Source organism: Bacillus sp. JJ1562, from assembly GCF_036962705.1.
Taxonomy (GTDB): domain Bacteria; phylum Bacillota; class Bacilli; order Bacillales; family Bacillaceae_L; genus Ferdinandcohnia.
Genome location: NZ_JBALOQ010000057.1, coordinates 36378 through 60949 on the forward strand (window position 1 = coordinate 36378; position 24572 = coordinate 60949).

A 24572-nucleotide genomic window follows, 5' to 3' on the forward strand; every position below is an offset into this window, starting at 1 on the left:
TTTAATTATTAATTTTACTAAAACAAATACGTATGCTAGAATCACTTTCATACGTTAAGGCGCCAAAAAGTAAATGAGATAGAGATATTTCTAATAAATGCCCCTTTCATCGTAGCATCATTGGAGGAGAGAAAGTGAATACAAACATAAGAGAATGGAAAAGTGGGTTAAAGAATGGAATTCCCATTGCCATGGGTTATTTTGCAGTTTCGTTTACATTTGGCATTCTAGCCAAGCAAGCAGGGCTAAATCCATTTGAGGCGGTATTGATGTCCGTGACTAATTTAACATCAGCCGGCCAATTCGCTGGGCTTACGCTTATTGCCAGTGTCGCAACAGTCGTGGAAATTGTTGTCACACAGCTGATTATCAACTCTAGATATTTTCTAATGTCGTTTGCGTTATCCCAAAAGATTGATCCAAACACGTCCATTTTCCATCGATCAATAATGGCATATGGGATTACGGATGAAGTATTTGGTGTGTCCTCTGCCGTTCCTGGAAAATTAAGCCCTTATTACACTTATGGTGTAATGAGCGCTGCAGTACCGGGATGGGCGCTAGGTACACTGTTTGGTGTTATTTCGGGCAATATTCTACCGCCAAGATTGATTAGTGCCTTAAGTATTGCACTGTTCGGAATGCTGCTTGCTGTCATTATTCCCCCTGCAAAAGGGAATAAAATCCTCACCGGTTTGATTGTCATTTCGATGGTACTAAGCCTGATTTTTGCTGAATTACCATTCCTTGAGTCCATCTCATCCGGTGTAAAAATTATCATCTTAACGATTTTGATTGCAGGTATCGCAGCGTTTGTTTTTCCAGTAAAGGAGAATACATATGAATAATGCTATCTTTTATATCTTGCTGATGGCAGTTGTGACGTATCTCATACGGGTTCTGCCACTTACACTCGTCAGAAAAGAAATCAAAAATGTCTATATCAGATCATTTTTATACTATGTTCCATATGTCACATTGGCAGTGATGGTCTTTCCAGCCATTTTAGAGGCAACGGCATCACCATGGTCCGCGCTAATTGGCTTTATTGTTGCCATTCTTTTTGCCTACCGTGGAGCAAGCCTAGTGAGTGTTGCCCTATTGGCCTGTATTTCTGTTTTTGTAGTAGAACTGTTTTTTGTATTGAATATAGTTTTTATAAACTCTAGTAATATGTTTAATTGATTTAATCAAGGTGTTGATGGATTTTTTACATTTTCTGCAAAATTGAAATATCCGCTTCCACCTTTAAATAATCCCATAGACCCCAAGGATAACTATTAGGTGGTAATGAATAAACCCCTAATGGTTCCTTCCTAACTGGATGCTCGAAATAAAGCGAATGGGCCCAAAGTGCAAGTTGTTGCCCAGTTTTATTAAGATGCTCTCCATATTTTTGATCCCCAAAAATAGGGTTACCCATTGATGATAACTGAACTCGGATTTGATGAGGTCTCCCTGTTTGAAGATTCACAGACAGTAGACTTAATCCTTTTTTCGATTCTAATACCTCGTAATCTAGCACTGCTTTTTTACCGTTTGAGTGACTAGGGGAAACAACGAATACCTTATTCTTCTGATTATCCTTATGTAGATAATGCACTAGTTGTCCCCTTTTCTTTTTTGGTGTACCATGAACAACCGCAAAATAATGACGTTCGATCACATGTCTACGTATCATATCCGATAATCTTGAAGCGGCCTTAGAAGTTTTAGCAAACACCATGGCACCACCAACTGGACGGTCTAATCGATGGACAAGCCCCAAATAAACTTTACCAGGCTTTTGGTACCGTGTTTTTAGGTCATTTTTTAACTTCGTTAACAAATCAAGGTCTCCACTACTATCTGCTTGTACAGGAACATTAATTGGCTTTTCTACCAAAAGCAGATGATTATCTTCAAATAATATTGAGATATTCATAGATTTTTCATCTCCCTAGGCATAATCCATCTATCATAACATCTTTCTAACAAATACTCGCCAATTGCCTACTTTCCCCTGTTAATGTTATTCTATGTACTTAGATAAATTGCATCCATTAAGATAAAGATTAGTAACCGTTGAATCTTTCCTATGTTTAATACGGGCCTTCACATTATAAAACAGAAAAAAACTATCTTAATAAAACAATGTTTGGGTTCTTTTTATTAAATGTGGGCAAAATATCCATTGTAACATCAATAAAAGAGGTTGCTATGCGAGCGTAAACTTTATCGGACGCATATACATCATGTTTAAATCATCAGGAGGTTACATATGCAATATGTTATTTCAATTTTAGGCATTCTTGTTGTATTATTTTTAGCTTGGCTGGCAAGCTCCAATCGAAAAAGGATAAAAATTATTCCAATTATCATAATGCTCGTCATTCAAATTATTTTATCAATATTCCTATTAAATACGGAATTCGGCTTACTCATCATCACGGGAATTTCTACTATTTTTAACATACTTCTCGAATATGCAAGCGAAGGAATTTCCTTTGTATTCGGCGGCATGGCAAATGAGGGAGAGGCTCCATTCTTTTTAACTGTATTACTACCAATCATTTTCATTTCTGTATTAATTGGAATTCTCCAACATTTGAAAATTCTACCGTATCTTATGAAGGGAATTGGCTGGATATTAAGTAAAGTGAATGGGATGGGTAAGCTTGAATCCTATAACGCAGTTGCTTCATTGATGGTCGGACAATCGGAGGTTTTCATCACCTTAAAAAAACAACTAGGCCTCCTTTCAAAACAGCGTTTGTATACTTTATGTGCTTCTGCGATGTCAACTGTATCAATATCTATAGTTGGCGCTTATATGACGATGCTTGATCCAAAATATGTTGTCACGGCTTTAGCTTTAAATTTATTTGGCGGTTTTATCATAGCTTCTATCATTAATCCGTACGAGGTAAAACCAAATGAAGATCTATTAGAAATACAAGAGCATAGAAGGCAATCCTTTTTTGAAATGCTCGGGGAGTATATCCTTGATGGTTTTAAGGTTGCAGTTATCGTTGGCGCCATGCTGATTGGGTTCATTGCTTTAATGGCCGCAGTTAACCACGTGTTTGAGCTAATCTTTACTATTTCCTTTCAGCAGCTATTAGGTTATCTGTTTGCCCCAATTGCACTCATAATGGGGATTCCTTTATCAGAAGCAGTTAGCGCCGGGGGAATTATGGCGACTAAACTAGTGACAAATGAATTTGTCGCAATGTTGGATTTGTCCGGAGGCGATCATGACTTTAGTTCCCGCACTCTTGGGATACTGTCAGTATTCCTAGTTTCCTTTGCCAACTTCTCATCTATCGGCATTATTACCGGGGCAGTTAAAAGTTTGAATGAAGAGCAAGGGAATGTCGTCGCAAGCTTTGGGTTAAAGCTTTTATATGGCGCCACACTTGTAAGCATACTTTCAGGTATCATTGTTAGTTTTGTTTTATAAAACCAAGGTTTAAAATTGTTCGCTAATAGTTAGAACCCACTCCTTGGAGTGGGTTCCTTTTTATGATCTAACCATAATCTGCTTTGGAAATTAAGTATTCCTGGTATACACAGGGATCATTTAATAACCATTAACAAAGTTATTAATTGTTTCCCGTTCGTCTTCTGTCAGTTCCCTTTTTACGTACTTTTCGTATTCCTCAATTATTTTCTGTTCATTTCCACCGCAAATATCTGTATATTTTGCAACGGCTCTAAGCTTCGCAACTTCCTGATTAAATTCTTCTTTGGAAATCGGCCTTTGGTGCGAAGGGATATATGTATCCGCATCGAATGTTTCTAATTCATCTAATAGCGCAAGTGTTGTCTTGATGGTATAGTTATCTTTCGCTGAAAAAATATCAGGATAAATGCAATCACCAAGAAAAAGGATCTTTTCTTCTTTGATATACACGATTACTGAATCGGCAGCGTGATCTCCCCCAACGTGTTGTACGATACAGGTTACTCCGCCAAGGTCAATTTCCACTCGTTTTTCGATGGTTACATCCGGCAACACAATCGTGATATCTCGGTGATCCGTATATTCATTCTTAATCGCTTTTGCACAAAATTCAATTTCCGTACCCGCTTTTACTCGTTCATCTATAGCCTCGTCTGACCATGAAAGCGGGATGAGCTTCTCCATTTCTTTTTTCGTTTTATTAGAAGCAATCGAAACGGTATTTGGTATCGCTGAAAGTCCAAAGATATGATCCCAATGCCAATGTGTAAGAACAACCATATCAGGATATGGAGCCTCACTTTTTAAAGTTTCTTTCATAAAATAATTGACATGGTCTTCGGAGTTGCCTGCATCAATCATTAATGTCTTGTTTTGACCCACCACCATCCCTAGAATGGGTCGGTCAGTCTCCGAAATTGGAGTGATGTACCAGAAACTCTGTCCTATTTTGTTAATTGAGTGCATAACGGACTGTCTCCTTTCTTTTATACTATCTTTCGACAAATCTCGGTAGTTTACTCCAACCATTATAGTCGTCAAGCTTTCGCACATTCAATGATTTCTTTTTGTTTTCATGTTTTGGCATATTAATTAGCTTTCGAAAATAGCTCTTTTATATAACGATAGATATGCTCCACTCTGGATAAACTATTTTAGTCTACACTTTTCAATTTAATTTTTAAGAAACATCTAATTATTCGACAAAAATATTGGCAATTCGACAAAATCGGTTGACCTTTAAGATATAAACATCTAGAATCTTTAACATATTTCCAAAAAAATGAGGGTTCAATATGAAAAATGTTTTATTTAGAAAAAAAAATCTCGAAGATTTACTGAATAAAAAGGGAAATAATCAGCTACAGCAAACGTTAGGTGCTTTTGATTTAATGCTACTCGGGGTAGGTGCCATTGTAGGAACGGGTATATTCATTCTTCCTGGGACCGTAGCTGCGGTGCACGCTGGGCCTGGTATTGTATTTTCCTTTATTATTGCTGCTATTGTCTGTGCATTGGCAGCTATGTGTTATTCAGAATTTTCTTCAACCATACCAGTAACGGGTAGCGCATATTCGTATGTATACATTATATTTGGAGAATTAATCGCTTGGTTAGTTGGATGGGCTCTACTGTTAGAATATGGCTTAGCAGTTGCTGCGGTTGCAACTGGTTGGTCTGCTTATTTAAGTGCTTTGTTAGAAGGTTTTAATATTACCATTCCAAAGGCAATCTCTGGTTCTTTTAATCCAGCAGATGGAACATATGTAAATGTTCCGGCTATAGCCATTATTTTTGCCACTGCCTTTTTATTAACGCTCGGGATAAGAGAATCTACGAAGGTTAATATGATCATGGTATTTATTAAAGTAGGTGTTATTCTCTTATTTATTGGAGTAGGTATTTTCTATGTTGAGCCTGCTAATTGGCAACCATTTTTGCCGTTCGGAATGAATGGCGTTATGAGTGGAGCAGCCCTTGTTTTCTTTGCTTATCTTGGATTTGATGCTGTTTCGTCAGCTGCTGAAGAGGTAAAGAACCCACAACGTAATATGCCAATCGGAATTATTGGATCATTATTTATTTGTACAATTCTGTATGTTGCTGTTTCACTTGTTTTGACCGGGATGGTTTCATATACAAATCTAAATGTAAGTGATCCAGTTAGCTATGTTATGCAAATCGTCAATCAAGATTGGGTGGCTGGCGTTGTTTCACTCGGTGCTGTTGTTGGGATGATGACTGTTATCCTTGTTATGTTATATGGCGGAACTAGACTTCTATACGCGTTTGGCCGTGATGGATTGCTGCCAAAAAGTATGTATGAGCTTAGTAAAAAAAATAAAACACCCGTTAAAAATACGTGGGTATTTGCAACATTTGTAGCTTTTTGTGCAGGCTTCATTCCATTATCTAAACTAGCAGAACTAGTTAACATGGGAACATTACTTGCTTTTACAATCGTTTCAATCGGAGTTATTTACTTAAGAAAAAATAAGTGTATCCCTTCCAATGGTTTTAAAGTACCATTCTTTCCAATCTTACCAATTTGTTCATTCTTATTATGTTTATTTTTAATTACTCAGCTCTCTGTCTTTACATGGATTGCATGCGGTATCTGGTTTGTATTTGGATTACTCTTCTATTTTGCTTATGGTAAAAATCATAGCGTAATGAATAAAGAATAAAAAGTGCAAAAAGTGAGCTTACGTTGTCATACAAAAGACAATGTAAGCTCACTTTTTATTTGGCACGGATGGATCATAATGACGGAAAACGAATGATAACAGTTGTTCCATGACCTTCAGTAGTTTGGAAGTGAATCGTGCCGTTATATTTTTCAATAATATTAAAACTAATCATCATTCCTAAACCAGTTCCTTTACTCTTTAAAGAATAAAAAGGAGTTCCAAGAGAGTCAACTTCTTCTTCTGACATTCCCCTTCCATAATCAATTACTTTAATGACTACAAATTTTTTTTCTTTTCCAGCTGTTACTAGAACTAAGTCCCCTACATTAGAAGCCTCAATTGCATTTTTTATAATATTGATAAGTACTTGTTTTAACTCTATGTTGTTAGCGGAGATATTACATTCACCCGTTACCTTTAATTCGATCCGATTCTCATGTAAAAGTCCATATGAATAGAGTAAATCTGTAACACTCTTAAGAATAACCTTAACATCAACTATTTCAGTTTCTCTATTTTTTATTGGTTTTGCCAGAGATAAAAATTGAGAAATTACCTGTTCAGCACTATTTAATTCGTCAATCATTAAAGTAACATACCCTTTTCGATCAGGGGAATTTGAACTTTCTTGCTCAAATAACTGCAAAAAACCTTTTACAACCGTCAGAGGATTTCTAATTTCATGTGCTACCGCAGCTGCAAGTTGACCAGATATCTTCAAACGCTCAGACTGTTGAATTTGTTCGTAATATAATTTTTGTTTTTCCATTCTTCCATTTGTTAAATAAAAGATAAAATAAATGATTATTTGGCTTGCAAAAAAGTTTATTAAACTCCCTATTAAATCCTGTTCTAAATAGATGAATTGCTCTTGATTTATAAAAGTAATATATCCAAATAAAATCAAGATCGATACACAGTTTAAAATCAATGAAAAATAAAAAAGCCTTTTATCAAAAAACAAAATCGAAAGTGCAGGTATAAAACATAAAAAAATAAAGGAGGAACCTGTTTCTGGGTATAAAAGAAAAATTGAATAAAAGTAAATGGATGCTACCAGTATAATGCTTACTCTAAGAATACCAGTACTTTTCCTAGGATAAAGCAATAGACATACTGACAGAATGAATACAAGAATAACATGGGATAGATAACCAAACCTAAATTCACCAAAATACGGGTTATCAATCAACAAACCTGTTACCATAATGGCGATGATAAGCCAAACAACAATATAATATATTTTATTACTAAATTTATTCATAAACTCCTTCATACTTACCTCTTTGGTTATTAGTCTAAATGCATCCTTTAAAATATATCATTTTTAAAGATGAAATAGGTAATCAATACTATTGATAGAAGAAAATCTCAATTACACCATCACGTATTTGCGCACGATTTTTTATGCACACTTGAGGTCGTTCAGTCTCCAATATTGGTGTCGTATACCAAAACTCTTAGCAATTTTTATTAACTGATGCATATCGGATTGTCTCCTATCTTTTGTTATATTTTAAGTCAAATCACAGGCGTTTACTCCAAAAGCTCCTTACTTATCGCACAATAAACATCATTTATTCTGTGATTACCATATTCACCGTACATATAAGTAAATGTAATTTTTTGTAAAAAAGTCTTGCGGTGGCAAATTCCTTCTCATTACAATAAAAGAGTCTAAATATATAAAAGATAATGGAGGCATGGCCTTGGATTATGTTAAACCAACTCAATTAATAGAGGATGTTGCACATGCAGGTGCTTATAAATCCATCCTAAAGATAAGTGACATTTTGATTAAAGGGATACTCTCAGGAGCCTTATTGGGTTTTGCAACAACACTTGCCTTTACTGCTGCAATTGATACAAGCCTTAGTATTGTAGGTGCTTTTGTCTTTCCGGTTGGATTTGTACTTATATTATTACTAAGCCTTGAACTAGTAACTGGAAACTTCGCAATGCTTCCGCTTGCTAGAATAAGAGGTCTTACCTCTAGTAAAAATGTCGTCTACAACTTCTTTTGGGCTTTTCTCGGAAATCTTTTAGGAAGTCTTTTATACGGTATCTTATTTTATATCGTTGCGACAAAACTAGGGCATATCACTCAAGGAGCCATGATTGATAAAATTATTGCTGTGGCAGAGGGAAAAACCCTTGCATATAAAAGCATTGGCGGAGACGGATTAATTGTTGTTATAACAAAGGCCATATTATGCAATTGGATGGTAACGTTAGGAGCCTTTATGGCATTCATTTCAAGTTCAACTATAGGAAAGATTGCTGCCATGTGGCTACCTGTATTTTTATTTTTCGCCCACGGATTTGAGCATGCTATTGTAAATATGTTTGTTATTCCAACAGCTATTCTTATGGGTGCTGATATTACATTGGGTGATTGGTGGATATGGAACCAAATACCAGTTACAATCGGCAACTTTATTGGCGGATTTATCTTTACAGGATTAGCACTTCATCTAGTTAATAAGAAAAAGGTAACGAAAACTGAAAACGTAATTATTAACTACCCGCCTGCTCTAAAGAGAAAAGAAATGTAGTAATAGTATATTATTTTGGGATTTCGTATAGGAACCTACAACGCCCCTCCTTGTTAAAAGAAGGGGCTAAAAATTTCTTGAAGAATAGGATTATGGTACAGCTGGCAAATAATTTTTGTTCAATATTTTTTCCGTCCTCTGTAAAGTTAAGAACCTTGTCAACCTATAATAAGGCTCCCCACACCTACAAATTTCAAATAAAACCCACTGGTACTGTTTGATAACAACACCAATTAGCTTATTCGTCCTTCTTCTATTAATATTTGTTCTAGTGCCATTACAACTTCTTCATCATAATGGGAGCCGGCCAGTCTCTTAAGTTCATCTATTGCTATCTGTTCCTTAAATGCTTTTCTATAGGCTCGATCTTCTGTCATCGCATCAAATGTATCACTTACAGCAATAATCCTTGCCTCTAAAACAATGTCTTCTCCACTTAAACCATTTGGGTAACCGCTTCCATTCAGCCTTTCATGATGCTGTTCAATAATAGGAGCAAGTTCCTTATAATAAGAGTCCTTAATCATTTCTGCACCATCTACTGGGTGTTTCTTGATAATTTCATATTCTTCATCCGTTAATCGCCCTGGTTTATTTAAAATCTCAATTGGCACATTAATTTTACCGATGTCATGAAGTACAGATGCCGTCGTTAAATTCACTAAACGCTCTTTATCTAATTTTAGTTTTTTAGCTATTTTTACGGAATAATTTGCCACCCGATCACTATGTTTTTGAGTATATCTATCTTTTATTTCTACTTGTTTCTTAATTTCTATAAGAGAGGATATATCCTTACTTATATGGACAAAGATTTGTTCGGTAAATACACATAGTAAGGTTACCTTGGACAGCGCAGTAAAGTGGATTGGATCGCTAATCCCTTTGGCTGAGAAGAAGTCTTCCGGACCTAATATATGCTTTTTATTATTAAGTTCACACTCGACTTCTCCAGATAAAATATAATAAAACTCTAAAGCATCTACATTTTCACTGGGATAAACATAGAATAATTTTCCTTCGCCAATAGATTGTGTTATTATTTCCACTCCATCCCCTCGAGTAACTAAACTAATCTCAAGGTTATTATCAAAATTAACTGTTTCTAGGAATGTTCCTTGTTTTCCAATTGTAAAACCGGCCATACTATCCCACCTTACAATCAATAAAAACGAGTTCTACATAGAACTCGTTTTTATTGTACTACATTTTTATTCAGAATTGTAAAACTATTTTACCAACCCACTACTTTAATAGGGTCAATCCAAACCCACTTATCTGCAAAACGAACAAGCTTCCAGCTACATTCAGCCTGAACTCCCTTTTTTGCAGCCTTTTTAATAGTTTCCGATGACATTTTAAGTGTTTCATTATAAATATCCGTAATAACCTTATCTAAGTCTTTTGTATACCGTTCTGTTTTTTCATGATACTTCTCTGATCTTTTTTCCAATTTATCTTCTAATTTGTTAATTTTTTCTTCCATTTTTTTTGTATCCTTATCATCTGCAGTTATTAGTTGATGGGTTGCCTCTTCTATGTCCTGCTTGATTTCTGCGATTTTACTATTAATTTTTGCTTCCTCATTACTAAGCTTTGTATTAATTTCTTCTAATTTTTTATTTATTTTTTCTCGTTTTTTCAAATCGTTTCGAGTAGCTACTAAGTCAGACAATACTTTTTCTTTTTCTTCTTTTAATTTAACTACAGTATCTCCTTCTTCAATTTTACGAATGTCAAGAAGGTATTCGGCTTGTAACTTATCTGCTTTATTTACTGCTTTTTCAATCTTTTCATCAATTTCCTTGTTTGTCTTTTCAATTAATTCAATTGCTTTTCGAACATCTTCATCTTCATCTTCAGCTGCAAAAACTGGAAATCCTACCCCTAAAAAAATGGTGATTGAAATTAAAATCGAGAAAACCTTTTTCATATGATTACTCCTCCCCACTTTTAACTATGTAGACAATAGAAAAGACCCATTTCATATAAACGGGCCTTTTCCATTTCGCAACTGGCTGGCATAGTAGTCATACTTTAGCCCCTGTAGTTTTGCGTCCATATCCTTTCAGATAGGTTGCCCTTTGAGTCTATTATATTATCTACCATTATTATACAAGGACTAATGAACTATATCTATAGCTAATTTTGTAATATTTTGTATTTTTATAAAATTAATTAGATTTCTTTGTAAAAAATTTAGATTTTCTGAAAAAAATAAAGTTTCCTATTTTCATACGTTAAAATATTTTTTCACTCAGCCATTGGTTTAGCTGCATTAAAGTTAATAGAACTAGACATAAATAAAATCAACAAATCAACAAACTTTAAAATATGACAACCCCTCTTATATCAAGGGACAGTCTCTATTCTTATACCTTCCTGAATTCAGATTTCTGAAAGAGAAGCCAACTGATAGTTAGTACATACAGTACGACAACAGGGATAGAAACTTCAATTCCAAAAGAACCACCCGTAATCCAAAGGTCATTCGATTTAAACCTTAACATCACTAGTGAGGAATGATTTTTATCGGTCTTTGATGCAAATTGTATAATAGTAGAGTTTAAGAAAAAGTTCCAGATAATATGCACTACAACTGCATTCCATATTGTCCCCGTTTTATAAACAATTAGCGAAAACATTATACCAACCAAAGTGCCTGCGATAAGGATCAAACATACATCAAGTAACTGAAGCCCATTGAGGGTGAGTAAATGCAGTGCACCAAATAAAATGGAATTCACTAAAACTGCAGTTGCCACATTCCATTTGTCTTCGATTAGCTTAAACAAATAGCCTCGGAACAAAACTTCTTCAATCACTCCGGCAGAGAATGCCGTAATGAGCGATCCAACGATAATCGCTACTATAGATGGGATAGAAAGTTGGTCTTGCCGTTCAAAAATAGCGTATTGCATAAACACATAAAAAACAATCACTGTAAGTGGAAGCAATAGTCCTACAAAGACCCACAATTTATCCATCTTGATTAGTTTATGAATACGAAAATATGCACTCGACTTTTTTAAAAAAAGCATGGCGTACAGCCAGAATAGTCCAAGAGTAACCACTATACGTATAAACTCTTTAACAACAACACGAATTGTATCGTTATGAATCCAATCCGTCAGTGGATTTACAAAAATAACAGCTGCTAAAAATAACATTACCAAGCACAAACTATGCATTACTACCTTTCCCCAATGCATATCTTTCGCTCCCCTTCTTAATTCCTAAAAAGGATTATGACTGAAGTACTACTGTCTAATCCATTTTACTTTTTAAAATTGAATAAAATGCTACACTCCTGCTCAAATATTAATAAAGACAATATAGTGAAGAGTCGGTTGCCTAATTTTCTCTTGCAATTTTTGTAGAAAAGTTAGCATCAACTGGGATTCAATGCATTTATCATAACGGATTTTTCACTCCTATTTTGTAAAATTGGTTTCAGACACTCCTGGTTCCAATTGTTAATTTTCATAACATGATCAATTACCTATACCTCAGATCCCTTTCTATCTTAGATATGTATTAATCCATAAAAAAGGGGGGTGAAACCATGGAAAATCCTTGGTTCAACGGTTCTTGTATTAGTAAACAGGAAGTTCGTTTAAGTAATGCTATGCGTTTAGCTTGGGAGCAACACGTATATTGGACAAGAATCACAATCAAAAGCATAGCCTTTAATTTACCTGATTTAGATGCTGTTACCGCACGTCTTCTCCAAAATGCTACTGATTTGGGGGATTTATTAAAGCCTTTCTATGGAAATAAAATTGCTGAAAAATTCAGCGACTTAATAAAGGATCACCTAGTCATTGCTGCTGAAATTGTTAATGCTGCAAAAACAGGCAATCAAAAAGCTGTAGTAGATTTAAAGAGACGTTGGTACGCAAATGGGGCAGAAATTTCCGTATTCGTAAGTAGAATTAATCCTTTTATATCAGAAAAGGAATTCAGAGAAATGTTTTTTGAACATCTGGAACTTACAATACAAGAGGCAAAATTAATTCTCCAAAAGAATTTTAATGCTAGTATCGCTGTGTTTGATAAAATTGAGGCTGAAGCTATAATGATGGCTGATACCATGACAGTTGCTATTATGAGTCAATTCCCTAAAAGATTTTAAATATAAAGGGACATTTAGATGCTCTCCTTTCCGTGTAACGAGTGTGTTAACCCTCTTACCTTTTTTTCATTTAGCAATATATTCATTGCAGTCCTGGGTGAAAGTTATTCATCGTTTAGGAAGGATTAATCTGAATGAAGACAGTGCATGCTCCCCTTAATGCAAAGCTTTAACTCATTGGGGTCAAGCACTGTTTTCGAATAACTCACCTTTACTATATGTTTCAATCATTGTTTTATTAATTGCGCTGCAATTCCACCTCTCTAGAATCATATGCTAAAATAAGCTCATTTTTTTCCTGAGCAGAAAAAGTCCCCCTCTTAGTCATAAAAAAACTCCCAATAAGGTAAACAGACTTTTATTAATTCATCTGTCTACCTTATTGGGAGCATATCAATCAAGGCATCCCTTTTTACTTATGTTTAATTAATACTTAACCTGCTACTCTTTCCTCTGTCCTACTTAACTCTTCACTTTCCAAGTTTACTTTATCAGGTCTAACAATGAATATACTAATTAAAGTCGCAATCGCGAAGAAAGCCATAATGACATATAACACCATGTCATAAGATTGTGTCTTTGCAAGAACAAATGCACTTAGTTGGTTGCCTGTCAGACCTGCCAATGCCCACGCAGATAAGGCTAATCCATGTACAGTAGAAACACTATCTAAACCAAAGCGGTCAGATAAAAGTGGTGGTATAGATGAAAAACCTCCACCGTAACCTGCATTTACGACACAAAGTAAGGCGATAATAAGGATCGCGATAGAATTATTAATACCATCAAACATAATCGTTAATAAAATGGCTGCAATAGATGAAATAAAAATAATTTTATAGATTGAGTTACGGTCTTTTAATCGATCAGCCCATGAGGAGAAAACAATCCGTCCGCCTGCATTGAAAATAGCTGTTAACGAGCTAACTAAACCAATTGCCCCAAATCCAATGAATGCTAGAATACCTTTTTCTTGTGAAATTAGGGCTAATCCACATGTAATATTAATATAGAACATCAACCAAATTCCGATAAATGTTCTATTCGTCAATACCTTTCTATAACTAAAGCTTTTGGTTTTTACACTTTTTTCTTCATATCCAGCTGGTTTTTTGATCAGCAAGTGTCCAATAACCATCATCACCAAATATATACCCGCTAGAATAAAAAACATTGTATAGATATTTGTTGGGTTTACTAAGATCCCCTCATTGTTTCTTTCTCCGAGTAAATTTTCCATTAAAGGACTTGCAATGACCTTCGCTAAGCCAAAGCCTGCAACAGCAAGGCCTGTCGCTAACCCTTTTTGCTTCTCAAACCAAAGCATTAATGTTTTTACTGGTGTTAAATAACCGATTCCAAGTCCAATCCCCATTACAATACCATAGGAAACATAAATACCTATCAATGACTTTTGATAAATAAAGAAACCTGTTCCTGCCATCCCAACGACAAAAAAGATTGCCGAAAGTAAGGACGATTTATGAATATCTTTTTCAACAAGTTTTCCTCCAAAAGCTGCAGACATTCCAAGAACAAAAATAGCTATACTAAATGCCCATTCCACTTCACCAACAGGCTTCCCAATGTAAGAGGCAATATCGCTCTTAAACAATGACCAACAGTAAACTGTACCAATACTACAGTGAATCAATAAAGCTGGAAGTACAGCACTAATCCACTTGTTTTCAAATTTCCCCATATTATATCTCCTTCATTTCATTCAACTTAAAAATAAACTTACGAACATTATCTTTTAATATAAGTAATTAGTTCGATTTTAGATTAAAAAATGAGATAATTTCAGTTATTTTTAGGTTAAAACCGTATTATTTACGAAAATTAATAAATTGAGTATATATCATCTTGGTACATAATGAAAGAGTAAATGTTATATATGTATAGTAATAATAAGAAAAAGTATATAAAGGGCATGATCCAAATTACAATCATGTTAATCATTAGGTATACTCTTCTTCCTCCTCATGACGTACATTAAAATCCGCAAAAAAACAGCCTAATCATACGAATTAGACTGCTTCCAGGTGAAAAAACGGACCTTATTTACTTGTGATACTGTTCACCGTAACATACCTATATGAGATTTTATCGATATGAAGGACAGGCTATGTAACTTTTGATTTTTCTATATACAGAACAAGTCGTGCGACTTCCACATGATTCGCACGACTTGTTATTTGCTTCTTACGCTTTTTGGCCTGGCAAGATTGCCCCGTATCTAGGAAGAATCGCATCCTTCGTGTAAACATCTACTTGACGAAGTGTTTCAACGATTGTCGGCATATCCAATGACTTTACTAGTTCATTAATTGCTTGAACACCCCTATCTGCAAATACTTCTCTTTCTTCAGGTGTTTTCAAAAGCGGTGTAGCCATATGATCAGATGGTTCGTTAAAATAAGAACCCACTGCACCGGATTGATAAGCGTATTTTCCTAATAAATTTCCAGGATTCTTACCCATCCCTGATAACATATGCTGAACATCATACGTAACAGAATGAGATTCAGGTACATTCAATGGAATATCCTCTAATCTGCCTAAAGCTTTATAAGCGCCAATGGTCATATCATGAAATGCATCCATTAGATTGAAATCGGCTGCCTCTGCTGCTTTTAATACATCCATATACAGGGCAGGCACTTTTGTTTCATCAAAGAAATCACGAACCATACCGCTTACTGTCATATGGGCTGGGCCATGGCTGGTAATATAAATTTGTCGTCTAAAGCCTTGATTAAGTAATGACTTTGCTATTTTATCTAAATAAGCCATTCCGTCTCTTATGCTCATTTGAATTGTTCCGCGGGCGATAATCGTCCCGCCTGCGAAGAAATAGGGTAAATTGTGCAAAACTAGCCCATCTGATTCTTCAGCCATTTTTAAAGCAATCGCCTCAGCTAAAACAGTTTCAGCGTCCAGTGGTAAAGCCCCATGAGTTTCTGTAACCCCAACTGGAACAAAGATTAGATCATTTCGATCCAAGTATTCTTCTACTTCTCCATTTGTCAATTTTGAAAGGAATCTAGTACGCATATGCTCATCTTCCTCCTATAATATAGAATTCCTATAAAGGGATTTCCCTATATAGACGCTCTTCTTTCTTTTAATATTGCATACATTTCATTTGTTCTCTTTGAATTTAGGTTATAGATTAATCCAACACCGATTAAAATGATAATAAATGCTACGATAGGCATACCAGTGTACATTTTTAATATTCCTTGTGCTACTTCAGGTGATTGAGACTTTGCTCCAGAAACGAAACCAACCCAGCCTAAAGCATAACTTCCGATCGCAGCACCTAATCCCATCCCTACTTTACGCGCAAAGGAATATAGGGCATAAATTGTTCCTTCATAATGTTTCCCCGTTTGCAGTTCTGCGTAGTCAATACAATCTGTTACAAGGGCCCAAACAACCATTATGAAGACAGATGAACCGATTGTAGCAAGGTTATATAGAGCCATGAACACGTATACGTTTTCAATTGTCATTAATGTAATTAATAGTGTTGCAATGAAACTGAAGATTGCTGACGCAATAACTAAATTTCTTTTATTAAACTTTTCAACCAGTTTAGGAACAATTGTGAATAACACAAGTGTAATTCCAATGTTAATGAAAGAATTGATAGCAAATGCACCCGGCATATGATAACGTTCTGCAAAGACGATTGGAGCTAATTGGTTTACACCATTTATGATAAGAAGTGAGCCAATGGATGCAACCATCATACCGATTAACGGTCTATTTTTAATCGCTGCTTTAAATGCTTCCTTAAAACGATAATCGGAGTTTTTTCCTGCACCCTTTTCATCACGAATACGCTCCGTTGTTAATCTTACGAGTCCTGTATAAGCTAATACTGATAAAATACTAAACACAATTGAGATTTGGAAAAAAGCTGCTGGAACTACAGTGCCAGATTTATCATAGATAAACATTGGAACGAAAGATAAGAATCCAAGACCAACAACCATACCGCCGATAGCACGAGCACGAGACAACTTTGTGCGTTCAACAGGATCATTTGTAATCACTGATGCAAGAGATCCATAAGGAATGGAATCGGCTGTATAAGCAACACAGAAGAATAAATAAACGAATACTACCCAAATATGAATAGCTGTTGTTCCCCAACTAGATACATCGGCAAAAGCTAATAAACAAGAAGCTGCTAATATCCATTTCGAAATATTGATATAAGGTAAGAACTTATTGCCAGATTTCCCTAATTTCCAACGATCTGGAAGGGTTCCCATAATCACATTACAAATAGCATCAAAGACTTTACCTACTAAAAACATATTCCCCATAAAGTAAGGGCTTACACCTAATACATACGTACAAAAGATTAAGAAAAACCCGCCTATATATAAGTTAACGAAACTTCCTCCAATATCTCCAAGTGCATAACCAATTTGGTCTCTTACTCCAAATTTTTTCATGAATGCCTCTCCCCTTATTAACCGTTTACATTACAGTTAAAAAAATAATTAATTCCGGTTTAGCTGTATATGCTCCAGCTAAAACTTAATGTAAGTATACATCCAATAACAAAAAGTCTTTTGCACTACAATTGCATGTTTTTATAGTATAATTGCAGGAATTTTTATAAAAAAAAACAGGCGCATAATCTCTTATGCACCGTTCAAAGGATTTTTACTTTGTCATTTCTTATGCTTCTTTTTATACTCTATGGGTGTAGTTCCTTCTACCTCTTTAAAGAATTTTGAAAAATACTGGGGGGTGCTAAATCCGACCATTATAGCAATTTCAGTCATAGAAAGATGGGAGAATAGGATCAGTTCTTTTGCTTCTTTTAATCTTCTCAGGTTTCGATAATTACTAATGGTCATCCCCTTTTCTTTCTTAAACGCTCGCATTAAATGTGAAGGATGGACATGTATTTTTCTCGCCATTTCCTCCATTGAAATTTCCTCCGCAAAGTTCATCTCTATGTAGTTTTCCGTTTTCTCTACGATGGTTAAGTTTTCACTTTTAGATTTTCGAATGGATAAGTCAGAGTACTCTGTCATCATATTGGAATGAATCTGATCTAACTCAGATAAGGTTTCGGCAAACTCAATCATTATGGCATATTTTTCTGAAATAAAGTGGCACTGCCAAGGACTTAACCCTCCCTTTTCAGCCACATAGCTATAAAGGGTATTATGTGATAATAATATATTTTTATATGAACGAACTTTATTATTAGGAACCCTGTTAAGAATGTTTAATTGTTCGTCCCTAAATTTCTTAAATGCCTCTTTTTCATATTCACTTATTAAATCTCGATCACCTAGCTGAATTCCGTAGAGCAGCTTTTCTCTTAGCTTATGGACTGATTCAATGTATTCAGGCCCAGCACCCTTTCGATTACTATGTACATTTGGAGTATCTTCTTGCAGATGTTTCTTCATATATGGCCCCTGCCTTATGCATTTTTCCTTCACAACCAATTATATATTCTTTTTCGCCTTTTAGTTTGATCTAGATGCTGTCCTTAGTTTCTGTGATTTTGTTGAAATTTTATCCAGGAATTCGAATGATTTTTTTTTATTATCTCTTTGTTCCAGTTGCCTTCATTATTATCTAAACTAAGATAGTAGTAAATATATTTTGAATTTACAAAATATATTATGTACAGTATCATTTTAACCATAATGAAACCCACAAAAATGTGGTGAAAATAAAGTTTACAAATTATGTTAGGTGCAGGAGAGTGAATATAATGAGTGAAAAAATGTATACCTTGCTTGATGCGAACCGAAACCCATACCAGAGTGCAACACCTGGAAAACTAGGAGGGAACGGGACAGGGAAAATTTATGGGCGGCTGGACTGCCCAGCTGCATTAAGAGCGATAGTCACAGGTGGGTATGTGGAAAGTCGGGTCTTCTTTGCCGATGAGGAAACCGCAATTGCAGCCGGATTTCGCCCTTGCGGAGCATGCATGCGCGAAAAATATGCAAAATGGAAAGCACTGCAAGGAAAATAAATTCGATAGAAATATTTATTTTTGGGGTTGTTGTCTATGAGGTCAGTCCCCCGGCACGCTAAAGCAGTAACACAGCGGGGGACAGGCACTTATTTTTTAGCCCTATAATTTCGCTAAAACCCTCATTTACTTATGATAAGGTTCACCCCTATTAATCCGAAAAGCCCGATACACCTGCTCCACCAATATCAACCTCATCAACTGATGCGGAAAGGTCATTTTTGAAAAAGACAACGTATCATTGGCTCGCTTCATGACGTCCTTGCTCAATCCTAGCGATCCCCCGATGACAAAGGCAATTTTACTTTTTCCATAGGTTGCTAGGTTGTCAATATCCGCTGCTAGCTGCTCTGAGGACTTCATTTTGCCTTCTATCGCTAAGGCAATCACATGGGTGTCGTCCGATAGCTTTGCAAGAATTCGCTCGCCCTCTTTTTGTTTCACATGCTCCATCTCTGTCTCGCTTAGATTTTCTGGTGCCTTTTCGTCAGCAAGCTCCACGATTTCTACTTTTGCATAGGCTGTTAATCGTTTTAAGTATTCATTGATCCCTTGGATCAAATATTTTTCTTTCAATTTTCCAATTGTCACAATTGTGATGTTCACACTTATCCCCACTTCACTCACATTTTACAAACAAACTATCCACAGAAGTTATCCACATATCCACATTTTCTATCCACATCTTGTATGAGAATATTAGTTCCCTACAACATATACCGCCTTATTTTGACAAAATTCACAGGTTGTTGATATGTTTTCATCTTCAATTTTCGTCATTGTCGGAGCAACCTCATGTTCGTCCACCACTATATCCAAAGCTAATTCGATATGTTCTTCACAACATTTAATCATTTCTTATTTCCTCCATCTATTTTACCCACAACCCCTTGGGAATTATGGGTATAACTTTTTAAGTTTATTTTTCTTTATCCACATGTTATTATCTTACCCATTTTAGCATATATTTTTGTCCGCAAAAAACAGGAGAATCCTCACCCTCCTGTTTACGAATTCTACATTGATTCTCTTGCTAATTGTATGGTCAGCTTTTGTTTTTCACCCGCTCGGTAGAAAGTTACATCCATTGTGTCGCCTATTGATTTTTTATTTAAGTGCTTTCTTAGCTCTACAATCGATGTAATTTTTTCACCATCTATTTCAATAATTACATCAAGCTCCCGTAATCCCGCTTCAGAGGCAGGTGTATTTTGGAACACTTCTAAAACAGCTACTCCCTCTGTTATATCATTTGGTAGATGTAAGGTTTGCACACGATGATAGGAGGAAATTTCACTTAGTGATCTTAGCTGTCCCACTCCCATAAATGGTCGCTTCACCTCACCATATAGTTCAAGATCTTCTATAATGGGCTTTGCACTTGTAATAGGAATCGATAGACCAATTCCTTCAACCGCCTCCTGGGCAATTTTCATCGAATTGATGCCAATCACTTCGCCCTTAATATTCACAAGCGCTCCTCCACTATTTCCTGGATTAATCGCTGCATCTGTTTGCATAACATCGGCATTCCAATCATGCACTCCATCCTGATTAATATCAACTGGAATCGTTCGATTTAAGCCAGAAATTATTCCTTGCGTAACAGATCCGGAAAATTCAAGTCCCAATGGATTTCCAATAGCAATGACGGGTTCACCCAGATTAATATTGTCAGAGTTTCCAAATTGAGCAATTTTTCCTACATGGCTCGCGTCGATTTCAAGCACCGCCAAATCCGTCCAAATGTCACTCCCAAGTAATCTTCCCTTCACCCTTTCCCCATCACTTAAGCTTACTTCTATATCTGAAGCTCCTTCGATGACATGGTGATTCGTGACGATAAATGCTTTACCATTTCCTTTTTTGTATACAACCCCAGAGCCTGTTCCCGCTGCTGTGGCTTCTTCCGACCAAAAATTTGTTTGCTTGAGATTAACAATTCCCACGACTGCTTCACTTACACGGTTCACAGCATTGGTGATTTCAGATGTCACGTTTACGTTAATCGTCTGCTGGACATTTTCCCCGGTTGTAGGTGCTTTTTTCTCCACGTCATCTAGTCCATTTTCCTCTTCGGGAACGGCGTTCTCCTCAAATGGAAGTAAATGATACTTTGATAACGTCGGTAAGAGAATAATGACAAGCAATGCCCCAATAAAGGCTCCAACGAATGCTGCAAAAAACCAGCCACCACGGCCTCCTCTACGTCTAAACTTCCGATTTACATAATCCTGATCATAATACCCCATACCGCCATTTCTCCTTTTTCCTAAAAACTTTCTATATTCAATTTTACCCATATTTTATGCAAATCATGACCGAGCCCTAAAACGAACGAAAGGCAGGAGCCGATAGCCCCTGCCTTTTTTCCATTCATGATTATGCGTTTTTCCGTTCCATGACATTAATCCCGATGCCGATTAATACTACTCCCATTAATGTCAGAATACTAATCGGGTATAGTATTTCACTCATTGGAGCTCCGTAAATAGTAGCGGCTTTTAAGCCTTCCATCGCATGTTTAATTGGTACAAAGTCTGATACTTTTAATAAAAATTCTGAGCTGACAATTTCCAATGGCCAATAAGCCCCACCAAGCATCGATAAACAGACCGACACAAGTGAAATAATTGCATTGAATTGCTGAGTGCTTTTAACAACACTGACTAAAAATAGAGCTAACGACACAATTGAGAACACATATGGGATTAAAACAATTAATGTTTTTCCAAATCCCCCATAAAAGTCAACCCCAACCACATACCGGAACATTAAAAAGATGAGAGCAACCTGAACATATCCCATAAAGAAGCTATAAACTAAATTGCCTGCGTACATCTCCCATTTTTTTAAAGGGGATAAAATCATGCGGTCCCATACTCCCCATGTTCTCTCCTGTAAAATGTTTTGGACATTATAGGAAATTGTGTAAATGACAAAGAATAATGTAAACCCAAAAATCGTCTGCAGCTGGTTATCAATGATCACAGCATCATCACCACGGAAGGAAGCAGCCTGAATTTTGAATAACGGATTCTCTTCCTTTTCTTTTAATTCTTCTAGAATAGCATCCGAGTTGATATTGCCACTTGTAGCCGTTGCCTCTTTAATCGTATCTTCCATTGAAATGTCACCATAAAAGGTTTGAAGATAGCTTTCTAATATATGAAGATTAGACGTCTCTGTTACAACGACAATCGTGTAAGAGTCCTCCTCTAGCTTCACAGCTGCCTCAGCATCACCTTCACTGACCATTTCCTTTGCTTCGTCCTCTGTCATTTGTTTAAATTCAAAGCTTTGCGTCTTCGTTAAATCCATCCATAGCGCCGTTTCTTCGATATTTTCGATATCTGTATAAATAGGTACATGAATAGTAGAATAATTTGCGGCACCTAGTAACAATGCAAAGACAATACTCATCACAGTCATGCCAATCATAAGCATTGGCTTTCTCAAAAATAATTTAAATTTTGCCTGTAAAATACTTATCATATGGCATCACCTCTTTTTGGAAAACTAAAAACAGCAGCCGTCAGCGTGACCAAACCAAAACCAACCAAATAAAAGATATGATGATCAATAGCTGAAAGCTCTACTCCTTGCAGTAATTGCAATAATGCTGTCATACCAGCACCATTTGGCGTAAAATTACCCAACATCCCGATTACAGATGACGTTTCACCAATAGGCGTAAAGCTACCACCAAGAAAAGCAAAAATTGCAACCATTACATTCCCAAAAAAGTTCGACACACCTTCAGAATCTATCCGGAAGTTCAAGGCTGTTAACAATGCTCCCACTCCACCAATCGCAAAGCATAATGATAAATTAACTAAGAAAAATCCAAGAAGATCCTTCCAAACCACATCAAATACAAGGGAAGTAACTCCATATAAAATGGCTTGCTGAATAATCGATATCACCATAACTGAGAAGAATATACCGCACAAATACGACCATCTTGACGTATTAGATAGGATAATTCGATTGAACACCTGCAACTGCTTTTCACGATATGCAAATGAACTTAGGGTTGAAGCAATAAACATAATAAACATAACGCTCATACCGACGGAATAATATTGTAACGAATTAATAGGTTCTCGCTCTGTAACAGTTTCTGTCTTTCCAAGATTCTTACTATTAACCGCTTCTATCTGAATTCCTGCTTTCCCAATAACCGTCATAGAGGTAAGCTGCTTTTGAAACCCTACGAGGACATCCTCCACTATCTTCGGAGAAATATCCTGGCCTTCATTCTTATAAAGCTTCATTTCTGCAGTAGAAGGTTCATCAAGTAATGCAGAAGAAAGAATATCAAATGTATAATTCTCAGGTATCTCAATAACAGCCGAATAACTGTCATCATTTTTGATTTCATCTAATTTTTGTGGCTCGACTTGCTCAAGCTCTACAATTTCTTTTAGTTCCTTACTACCAAACACTTCATCAAGTAAAATCTGAATGGGCCGGAGCTGGTCTGCCCCCTGAATTAGTGCTGTTTCTGCTTCTGGTGGTAGTTCTTCTGCCTTTACTTTTTCAATAAAAGCATCTTTTTCCATTTGTTCATCGCTATGATCAATGAAAGCGACCTTCACTGAAATTGATGCGCCATCACTTCCCATTACCCCGCCTAAAGCAAAGCCAAGAATCGCAATGAGGACAAGTGGCATCAGAACTAAAATGAGCAGTTCCTGAGGATTCCGCAGTAACACTAATAGATCTTTTTTAATAAATGGAATAATCATTGCTTCACCCCCTAGTCTCTTAGCGCTCTACCTGTCAGATGAAGGAAAACATCTTCAAGTGTCGGTGCTTTTACTTCAACTGAAATTAATGCTGTTTTAGTCTCTTCTGCAAATTGGGAGATTTTTTGGAACAGATTATACTCCTTTGGAACAATAACCGTAACATCGCGATCCTGTACTTTTACTTGACGAACGGTCGGATCCGCCTCAAGTAGCTGAATAAATTCCTCTTTTGCCCGCTCTACCTTGATTGAAATTGTATTTTCAGAGGATAAAATATTCTTTAACTCCTCCTTTGTACCAGACGCAATAATATGACCCTTATCCATTATATAAATCCGGTCACATAAGAACTCGACTTCTTCCATGTAATGACTTGTATATAAAACCGTCATCCCGCGTTCTTTGTTAAGACGCTTTACCGTTTCCAAAATATAGTTACGAGACTGTGGGTCAATCCCTACGGTCGGTTCATCCATAATGATGATTTCTGGATTATGCAGCAATGCCACCCCAATATTCAGCCTTCTTTTCATACCTCCTGAAAAAGTTTTCACGAGATCCTTTCTTCGGTCGGTTAAGCCAATTTGCTCCAATACCTCTTCGATTCGTTCCTTTAATTCAGCACCCTTTAACCGATAAATCTCTCCAAAAAAACGTAAATTTTCTTCCGCAGATAAATCCGTATACAGTGCAATTTCTTGAGGAACAACTCCTAAAATTTTACGGATATTCTGTGGATGTTTAATTGTGCTTTCATTCATTAACCGAACATCTCCAGAAGTCGGAATGACTAATGATGAAAGCATGGAAATGGTCGTCGATTTCCCCGCACCATTCGGACCTAATAACCCAACAATCTCTCCTTTTTCCAAGAACATATTAATTCCTTGTGCCGCAAACTTTTGTTTATATTTCTTCGATAAATCAATAACCTCTAACATCCCGTCAGCCTCCTTTATAGTCCTATC

The 24572-nt window shown here is 36.2% G+C and carries 23 protein-coding genes and 1 riboswitch; of the genes, 7 read left to right on the forward strand and 16 right to left on the reverse strand.

What is annotated here, in order from left to right; translation table 11 throughout:
• Nucleotides 1-134 precede the first annotated feature (134 nt).
• Nucleotides 135-848 (forward strand): AzlC family ABC transporter permease, encoded by a 714-nt coding sequence (locus tag V7097_RS23745; protein ID WP_335706108.1) that lies wholly within the window; start codon nucleotides 135-137, stop codon nucleotides 846-848.
• Nucleotides 841-1185, forward strand: a complete 345-nt coding sequence (locus V7097_RS23750; RefSeq protein ID WP_335706109.1) for an AzlD domain-containing protein — start codon at nucleotides 841-843, stop codon at nucleotides 1183-1185. Before V7097_RS23745 ends, V7097_RS23750 begins: the two co-directional genes overlap by 8 nt.
• A gap of 25 nt (nucleotides 1186-1210) precedes the next feature.
• On the opposite strand, the gene V7097_RS23755 is transcribed toward V7097_RS23750, so the two are convergent.
• Entirely contained in the window at nucleotides 1211-1924 is a 714-nt protein-coding gene (locus V7097_RS23755) for an RluA family pseudouridine synthase (protein ID WP_335706110.1), read from the reverse strand.
• Between the two features lie 336 nt (nucleotides 1925-2260).
• On the opposite strand from V7097_RS23755, the gene V7097_RS23760 reads away from it, so the two are divergent.
• Nucleotides 2261-3442 (forward strand): NupC/NupG family nucleoside CNT transporter, encoded by a 1182-nt coding sequence (locus V7097_RS23760; protein ID WP_335706111.1) that lies wholly within the window; start codon nucleotides 2261-2263, stop codon nucleotides 3440-3442.
• A 120-nt stretch (nucleotides 3443-3562) separates the two neighbouring features.
• On the opposite strand, the gene V7097_RS23765 is transcribed toward V7097_RS23760, so the two are convergent.
• Nucleotides 3563-4411: an MBL fold metallo-hydrolase gene (locus tag V7097_RS23765; RefSeq protein WP_335706112.1), complete on the reverse strand. Its 849-nt coding sequence runs from the start codon at nucleotides 4409-4411 to the stop codon at nucleotides 3563-3565.
• A gap of 329 nt (nucleotides 4412-4740) precedes the next feature.
• On the opposite strand from V7097_RS23765, the gene V7097_RS23770 reads away from it, so the two are divergent.
• The gene (locus V7097_RS23770; protein WP_335706113.1) at nucleotides 4741-6132 is read left to right on the forward strand and encodes an APC family permease; all 1392 of its coding nucleotides are present in this window, start codon (nucleotides 4741-4743) and stop codon (nucleotides 6130-6132) included.
• A gap of 73 nt (nucleotides 6133-6205) precedes the next feature.
• On the opposite strand, the gene V7097_RS23775 is transcribed toward V7097_RS23770, so the two are convergent.
• Complete coding sequence (locus tag V7097_RS23775; RefSeq protein WP_335706114.1) at nucleotides 6206-7411, reverse strand: HAMP domain-containing sensor histidine kinase; 1206 nt, start codon at nucleotides 7409-7411, stop codon at nucleotides 6206-6208.
• 433 nt (nucleotides 7412-7844) lie between these two features.
• Between V7097_RS23775 and V7097_RS23780 the strand changes: the two genes are divergently transcribed.
• Nucleotides 7845-8690: a formate/nitrite transporter family protein gene (locus V7097_RS23780; RefSeq protein WP_335706115.1), complete on the forward strand. Its 846-nt coding sequence runs from the start codon at nucleotides 7845-7847 to the stop codon at nucleotides 8688-8690.
• Between the two features lie 233 nt (nucleotides 8691-8923).
• Here V7097_RS23780 and V7097_RS23785 read toward each other — a convergent pair whose 3' ends face one another.
• The 3 genes from V7097_RS23785 to V7097_RS23795 form a co-directional block, all read right to left on the reverse strand.
• Nucleotides 8924-9835 carry an HD-GYP domain-containing protein gene (locus V7097_RS23785; RefSeq protein ID WP_335706116.1) on the reverse strand — a complete coding sequence of 304 codons (912 nt, stop codon included), beginning with the start codon at nucleotides 9833-9835 and terminating at the stop codon, nucleotides 8924-8926.
• 89 nt (nucleotides 9836-9924) lie between these two features.
• Nucleotides 9925-10623 (reverse strand): hypothetical protein, encoded by a 699-nt coding sequence (locus V7097_RS23790; protein ID WP_335706117.1) that lies wholly within the window; start codon nucleotides 10621-10623, stop codon nucleotides 9925-9927.
• Nucleotides 10624-10696: 73 nt separating this feature from the next.
• Nucleotides 10697-10782: riboswitch (cyclic di-GMP riboswitch) on the reverse strand.
• A gap of 280 nt (nucleotides 10783-11062) precedes the next feature.
• Nucleotides 11063-11902 carry a CPBP family intramembrane glutamic endopeptidase gene (locus tag V7097_RS23795; protein ID WP_335706118.1) on the reverse strand — a complete coding sequence of 280 codons (840 nt, stop codon included), beginning with the start codon at nucleotides 11900-11902 and terminating at the stop codon, nucleotides 11063-11065.
• A gap of 353 nt (nucleotides 11903-12255) precedes the next feature.
• On the opposite strand from V7097_RS23795, the gene V7097_RS23800 reads away from it, so the two are divergent.
• Complete coding sequence (locus V7097_RS23800) at nucleotides 12256-12825, forward strand: acetylglutamate kinase (protein WP_335706119.1); 570 nt, start codon at nucleotides 12256-12258, stop codon at nucleotides 12823-12825.
• Between the two features lie 433 nt (nucleotides 12826-13258).
• On the opposite strand, the gene V7097_RS23805 is transcribed toward V7097_RS23800, so the two are convergent.
• The 4 genes from V7097_RS23805 to V7097_RS23820 form a co-directional block, all read right to left on the reverse strand.
• Nucleotides 13259-14527, reverse strand: coding sequence for an OFA family MFS transporter (locus V7097_RS23805; protein WP_335706120.1), 1269 nt, complete (start codon nucleotides 14525-14527; stop codon nucleotides 13259-13261).
• A gap of 503 nt (nucleotides 14528-15030) precedes the next feature.
• Nucleotides 15031-15882, reverse strand: coding sequence for a creatininase family protein (locus V7097_RS23810; protein WP_335706121.1), 852 nt, complete (start codon nucleotides 15880-15882; stop codon nucleotides 15031-15033).
• Between the two features lie 47 nt (nucleotides 15883-15929).
• Complete coding sequence (locus V7097_RS23815; protein WP_335706122.1) at nucleotides 15930-17297, reverse strand: MFS transporter; 1368 nt, start codon at nucleotides 17295-17297, stop codon at nucleotides 15930-15932.
• A 222-nt stretch (nucleotides 17298-17519) separates the two neighbouring features.
• Entirely contained in the window at nucleotides 17520-18272 is a 753-nt protein-coding gene (locus tag V7097_RS23820; RefSeq protein WP_335706123.1) for a helix-turn-helix transcriptional regulator, read from the reverse strand.
• 311 nt (nucleotides 18273-18583) lie between these two features.
• Between V7097_RS23820 and V7097_RS23825 the strand changes: the two genes are divergently transcribed.
• Complete coding sequence (locus V7097_RS23825; RefSeq protein ID WP_335706124.1) at nucleotides 18584-18850, forward strand: Ada metal-binding domain-containing protein; 267 nt, start codon at nucleotides 18584-18586, stop codon at nucleotides 18848-18850.
• A 126-nt stretch (nucleotides 18851-18976) separates the two neighbouring features.
• Here V7097_RS23825 and rlmH read toward each other — a convergent pair whose 3' ends face one another.
• The 6 genes from rlmH to V7097_RS23855 form a co-directional block, all read right to left on the reverse strand.
• Nucleotides 18977-19456, reverse strand: a complete 480-nt coding sequence (rlmH, locus tag V7097_RS23830; RefSeq protein WP_335706125.1) for a 23S rRNA (pseudouridine(1915)-N(3))-methyltransferase RlmH — start codon at nucleotides 19454-19456, stop codon at nucleotides 18977-18979.
• Nucleotides 19457-19549: 93 nt separating this feature from the next.
• Entirely contained in the window at nucleotides 19550-19705 is a 156-nt protein-coding gene (locus V7097_RS23835) for a CxxH/CxxC protein (protein ID WP_335706126.1), read from the reverse strand.
• Nucleotides 19706-19866: 161 nt separating this feature from the next.
• Nucleotides 19867-21102, reverse strand: coding sequence for a S1C family serine protease (locus V7097_RS23840; RefSeq protein ID WP_335706127.1), 1236 nt, complete (start codon nucleotides 21100-21102; stop codon nucleotides 19867-19869).
• Nucleotides 21103-21232: 130 nt separating this feature from the next.
• Nucleotides 21233-22345 (reverse strand): ABC transporter permease, encoded by a 1113-nt coding sequence (locus tag V7097_RS23845; RefSeq protein ID WP_335706128.1) that lies wholly within the window; start codon nucleotides 22343-22345, stop codon nucleotides 21233-21235.
• Entirely contained in the window at nucleotides 22342-23601 is a 1260-nt protein-coding gene (locus V7097_RS23850) for an ABC transporter permease (RefSeq protein WP_335706129.1), read from the reverse strand. The genes V7097_RS23845 and V7097_RS23850 overlap by 4 nt, the downstream gene beginning before the upstream one ends.
• Before the next feature lie 11 nt (nucleotides 23602-23612).
• Nucleotides 23613-24545 (reverse strand): ABC transporter ATP-binding protein, encoded by a 933-nt coding sequence (locus V7097_RS23855; protein ID WP_335706130.1) that lies wholly within the window; start codon nucleotides 24543-24545, stop codon nucleotides 23613-23615.
• Between the last annotated feature and the right edge of the window lie 27 nt (nucleotides 24546-24572).

What these genes read in the sequence shown, in the direction of transcription:
- V7097_RS23750 (WP_335706109.1), top strand. Translation starts at nt 841, where the DNA reads ATGAATAATGCTATCTTTTATATCTTGCTGATGGCAGTTGTGACGTAT.
- V7097_RS23755 (WP_335706110.1), bottom strand. Translation starts at nt 1,924, where the DNA reads ATGAATATCTCAATATTATTTGAAGATAATCATCTGCTTTTGGTAGAA.
- V7097_RS23760 (WP_335706111.1), top strand. Translation starts at nt 2,261, where the DNA reads ATGCAATATGTTATTTCAATTTTAGGCATTCTTGTTGTATTATTTTTA.
- V7097_RS23765 (WP_335706112.1), bottom strand. Translation starts at nt 4,411, where the DNA reads ATGCACTCAATTAACAAAATAGGACAGAGTTTCTGGTACATCACTCCA.
- V7097_RS23770 (WP_335706113.1), top strand. Translation starts at nt 4,741, where the DNA reads ATGAAAAATGTTTTATTTAGAAAAAAAAATCTCGAAGATTTACTGAAT.
- V7097_RS23775 (WP_335706114.1), bottom strand. Translation starts at nt 7,411, where the DNA reads ATGAAGGAGTTTATGAATAAATTTAGTAATAAAATATATTATATTGTT.
- V7097_RS23785 (WP_335706116.1), bottom strand. Translation starts at nt 9,835, where the DNA reads ATGGCCGGTTTTACAATTGGAAAACAAGGAACATTCCTAGAAACAGTT.
- V7097_RS23790 (WP_335706117.1), bottom strand. Translation starts at nt 10,623, where the DNA reads ATGAAAAAGGTTTTCTCGATTTTAATTTCAATCACCATTTTTTTAGGG.
- V7097_RS23795 (WP_335706118.1), bottom strand. Translation starts at nt 11,902, where the DNA reads ATGCATTGGGGAAAGGTAGTAATGCATAGTTTGTGCTTGGTAATGTTA.
- V7097_RS23800 (WP_335706119.1), top strand. Translation starts at nt 12,256, where the DNA reads ATGGAAAATCCTTGGTTCAACGGTTCTTGTATTAGTAAACAGGAAGTT.
- V7097_RS23805 (WP_335706120.1), bottom strand. Translation starts at nt 14,527, where the DNA reads ATGGGGAAATTTGAAAACAAGTGGATTAGTGCTGTACTTCCAGCTTTA.
- V7097_RS23810 (WP_335706121.1), bottom strand. Translation starts at nt 15,882, where the DNA reads ATGCGTACTAGATTCCTTTCAAAATTGACAAATGGAGAAGTAGAAGAA.
- V7097_RS23815 (WP_335706122.1), bottom strand. Translation starts at nt 17,297, where the DNA reads ATGAAAAAATTTGGAGTAAGAGACCAAATTGGTTATGCACTTGGAGAT.
- V7097_RS23820 (WP_335706123.1), bottom strand. Translation starts at nt 18,272, where the DNA reads ATGAAGAAACATCTGCAAGAAGATACTCCAAATGTACATAGTAATCGA.
- V7097_RS23825 (WP_335706124.1), top strand. Translation starts at nt 18,584, where the DNA reads ATGAGTGAAAAAATGTATACCTTGCTTGATGCGAACCGAAACCCATAC.
- V7097_RS23835 (WP_335706126.1), bottom strand. Translation starts at nt 19,705, where the DNA reads ATGATTAAATGTTGTGAAGAACATATCGAATTAGCTTTGGATATAGTG.
- V7097_RS23840 (WP_335706127.1), bottom strand. Translation starts at nt 21,102, where the DNA reads ATGGGGTATTATGATCAGGATTATGTAAATCGGAAGTTTAGACGTAGA.
- V7097_RS23845 (WP_335706128.1), bottom strand. Translation starts at nt 22,345, where the DNA reads ATGATAAGTATTTTACAGGCAAAATTTAAATTATTTTTGAGAAAGCCA.
- V7097_RS23850 (WP_335706129.1), bottom strand. Translation starts at nt 23,601, where the DNA reads ATGATTATTCCATTTATTAAAAAAGATCTATTAGTGTTACTGCGGAAT.
- V7097_RS23855 (WP_335706130.1), bottom strand. Translation starts at nt 24,545, where the DNA reads ATGTTAGAGGTTATTGATTTATCGAAGAAATATAAACAAAAGTTTGCG.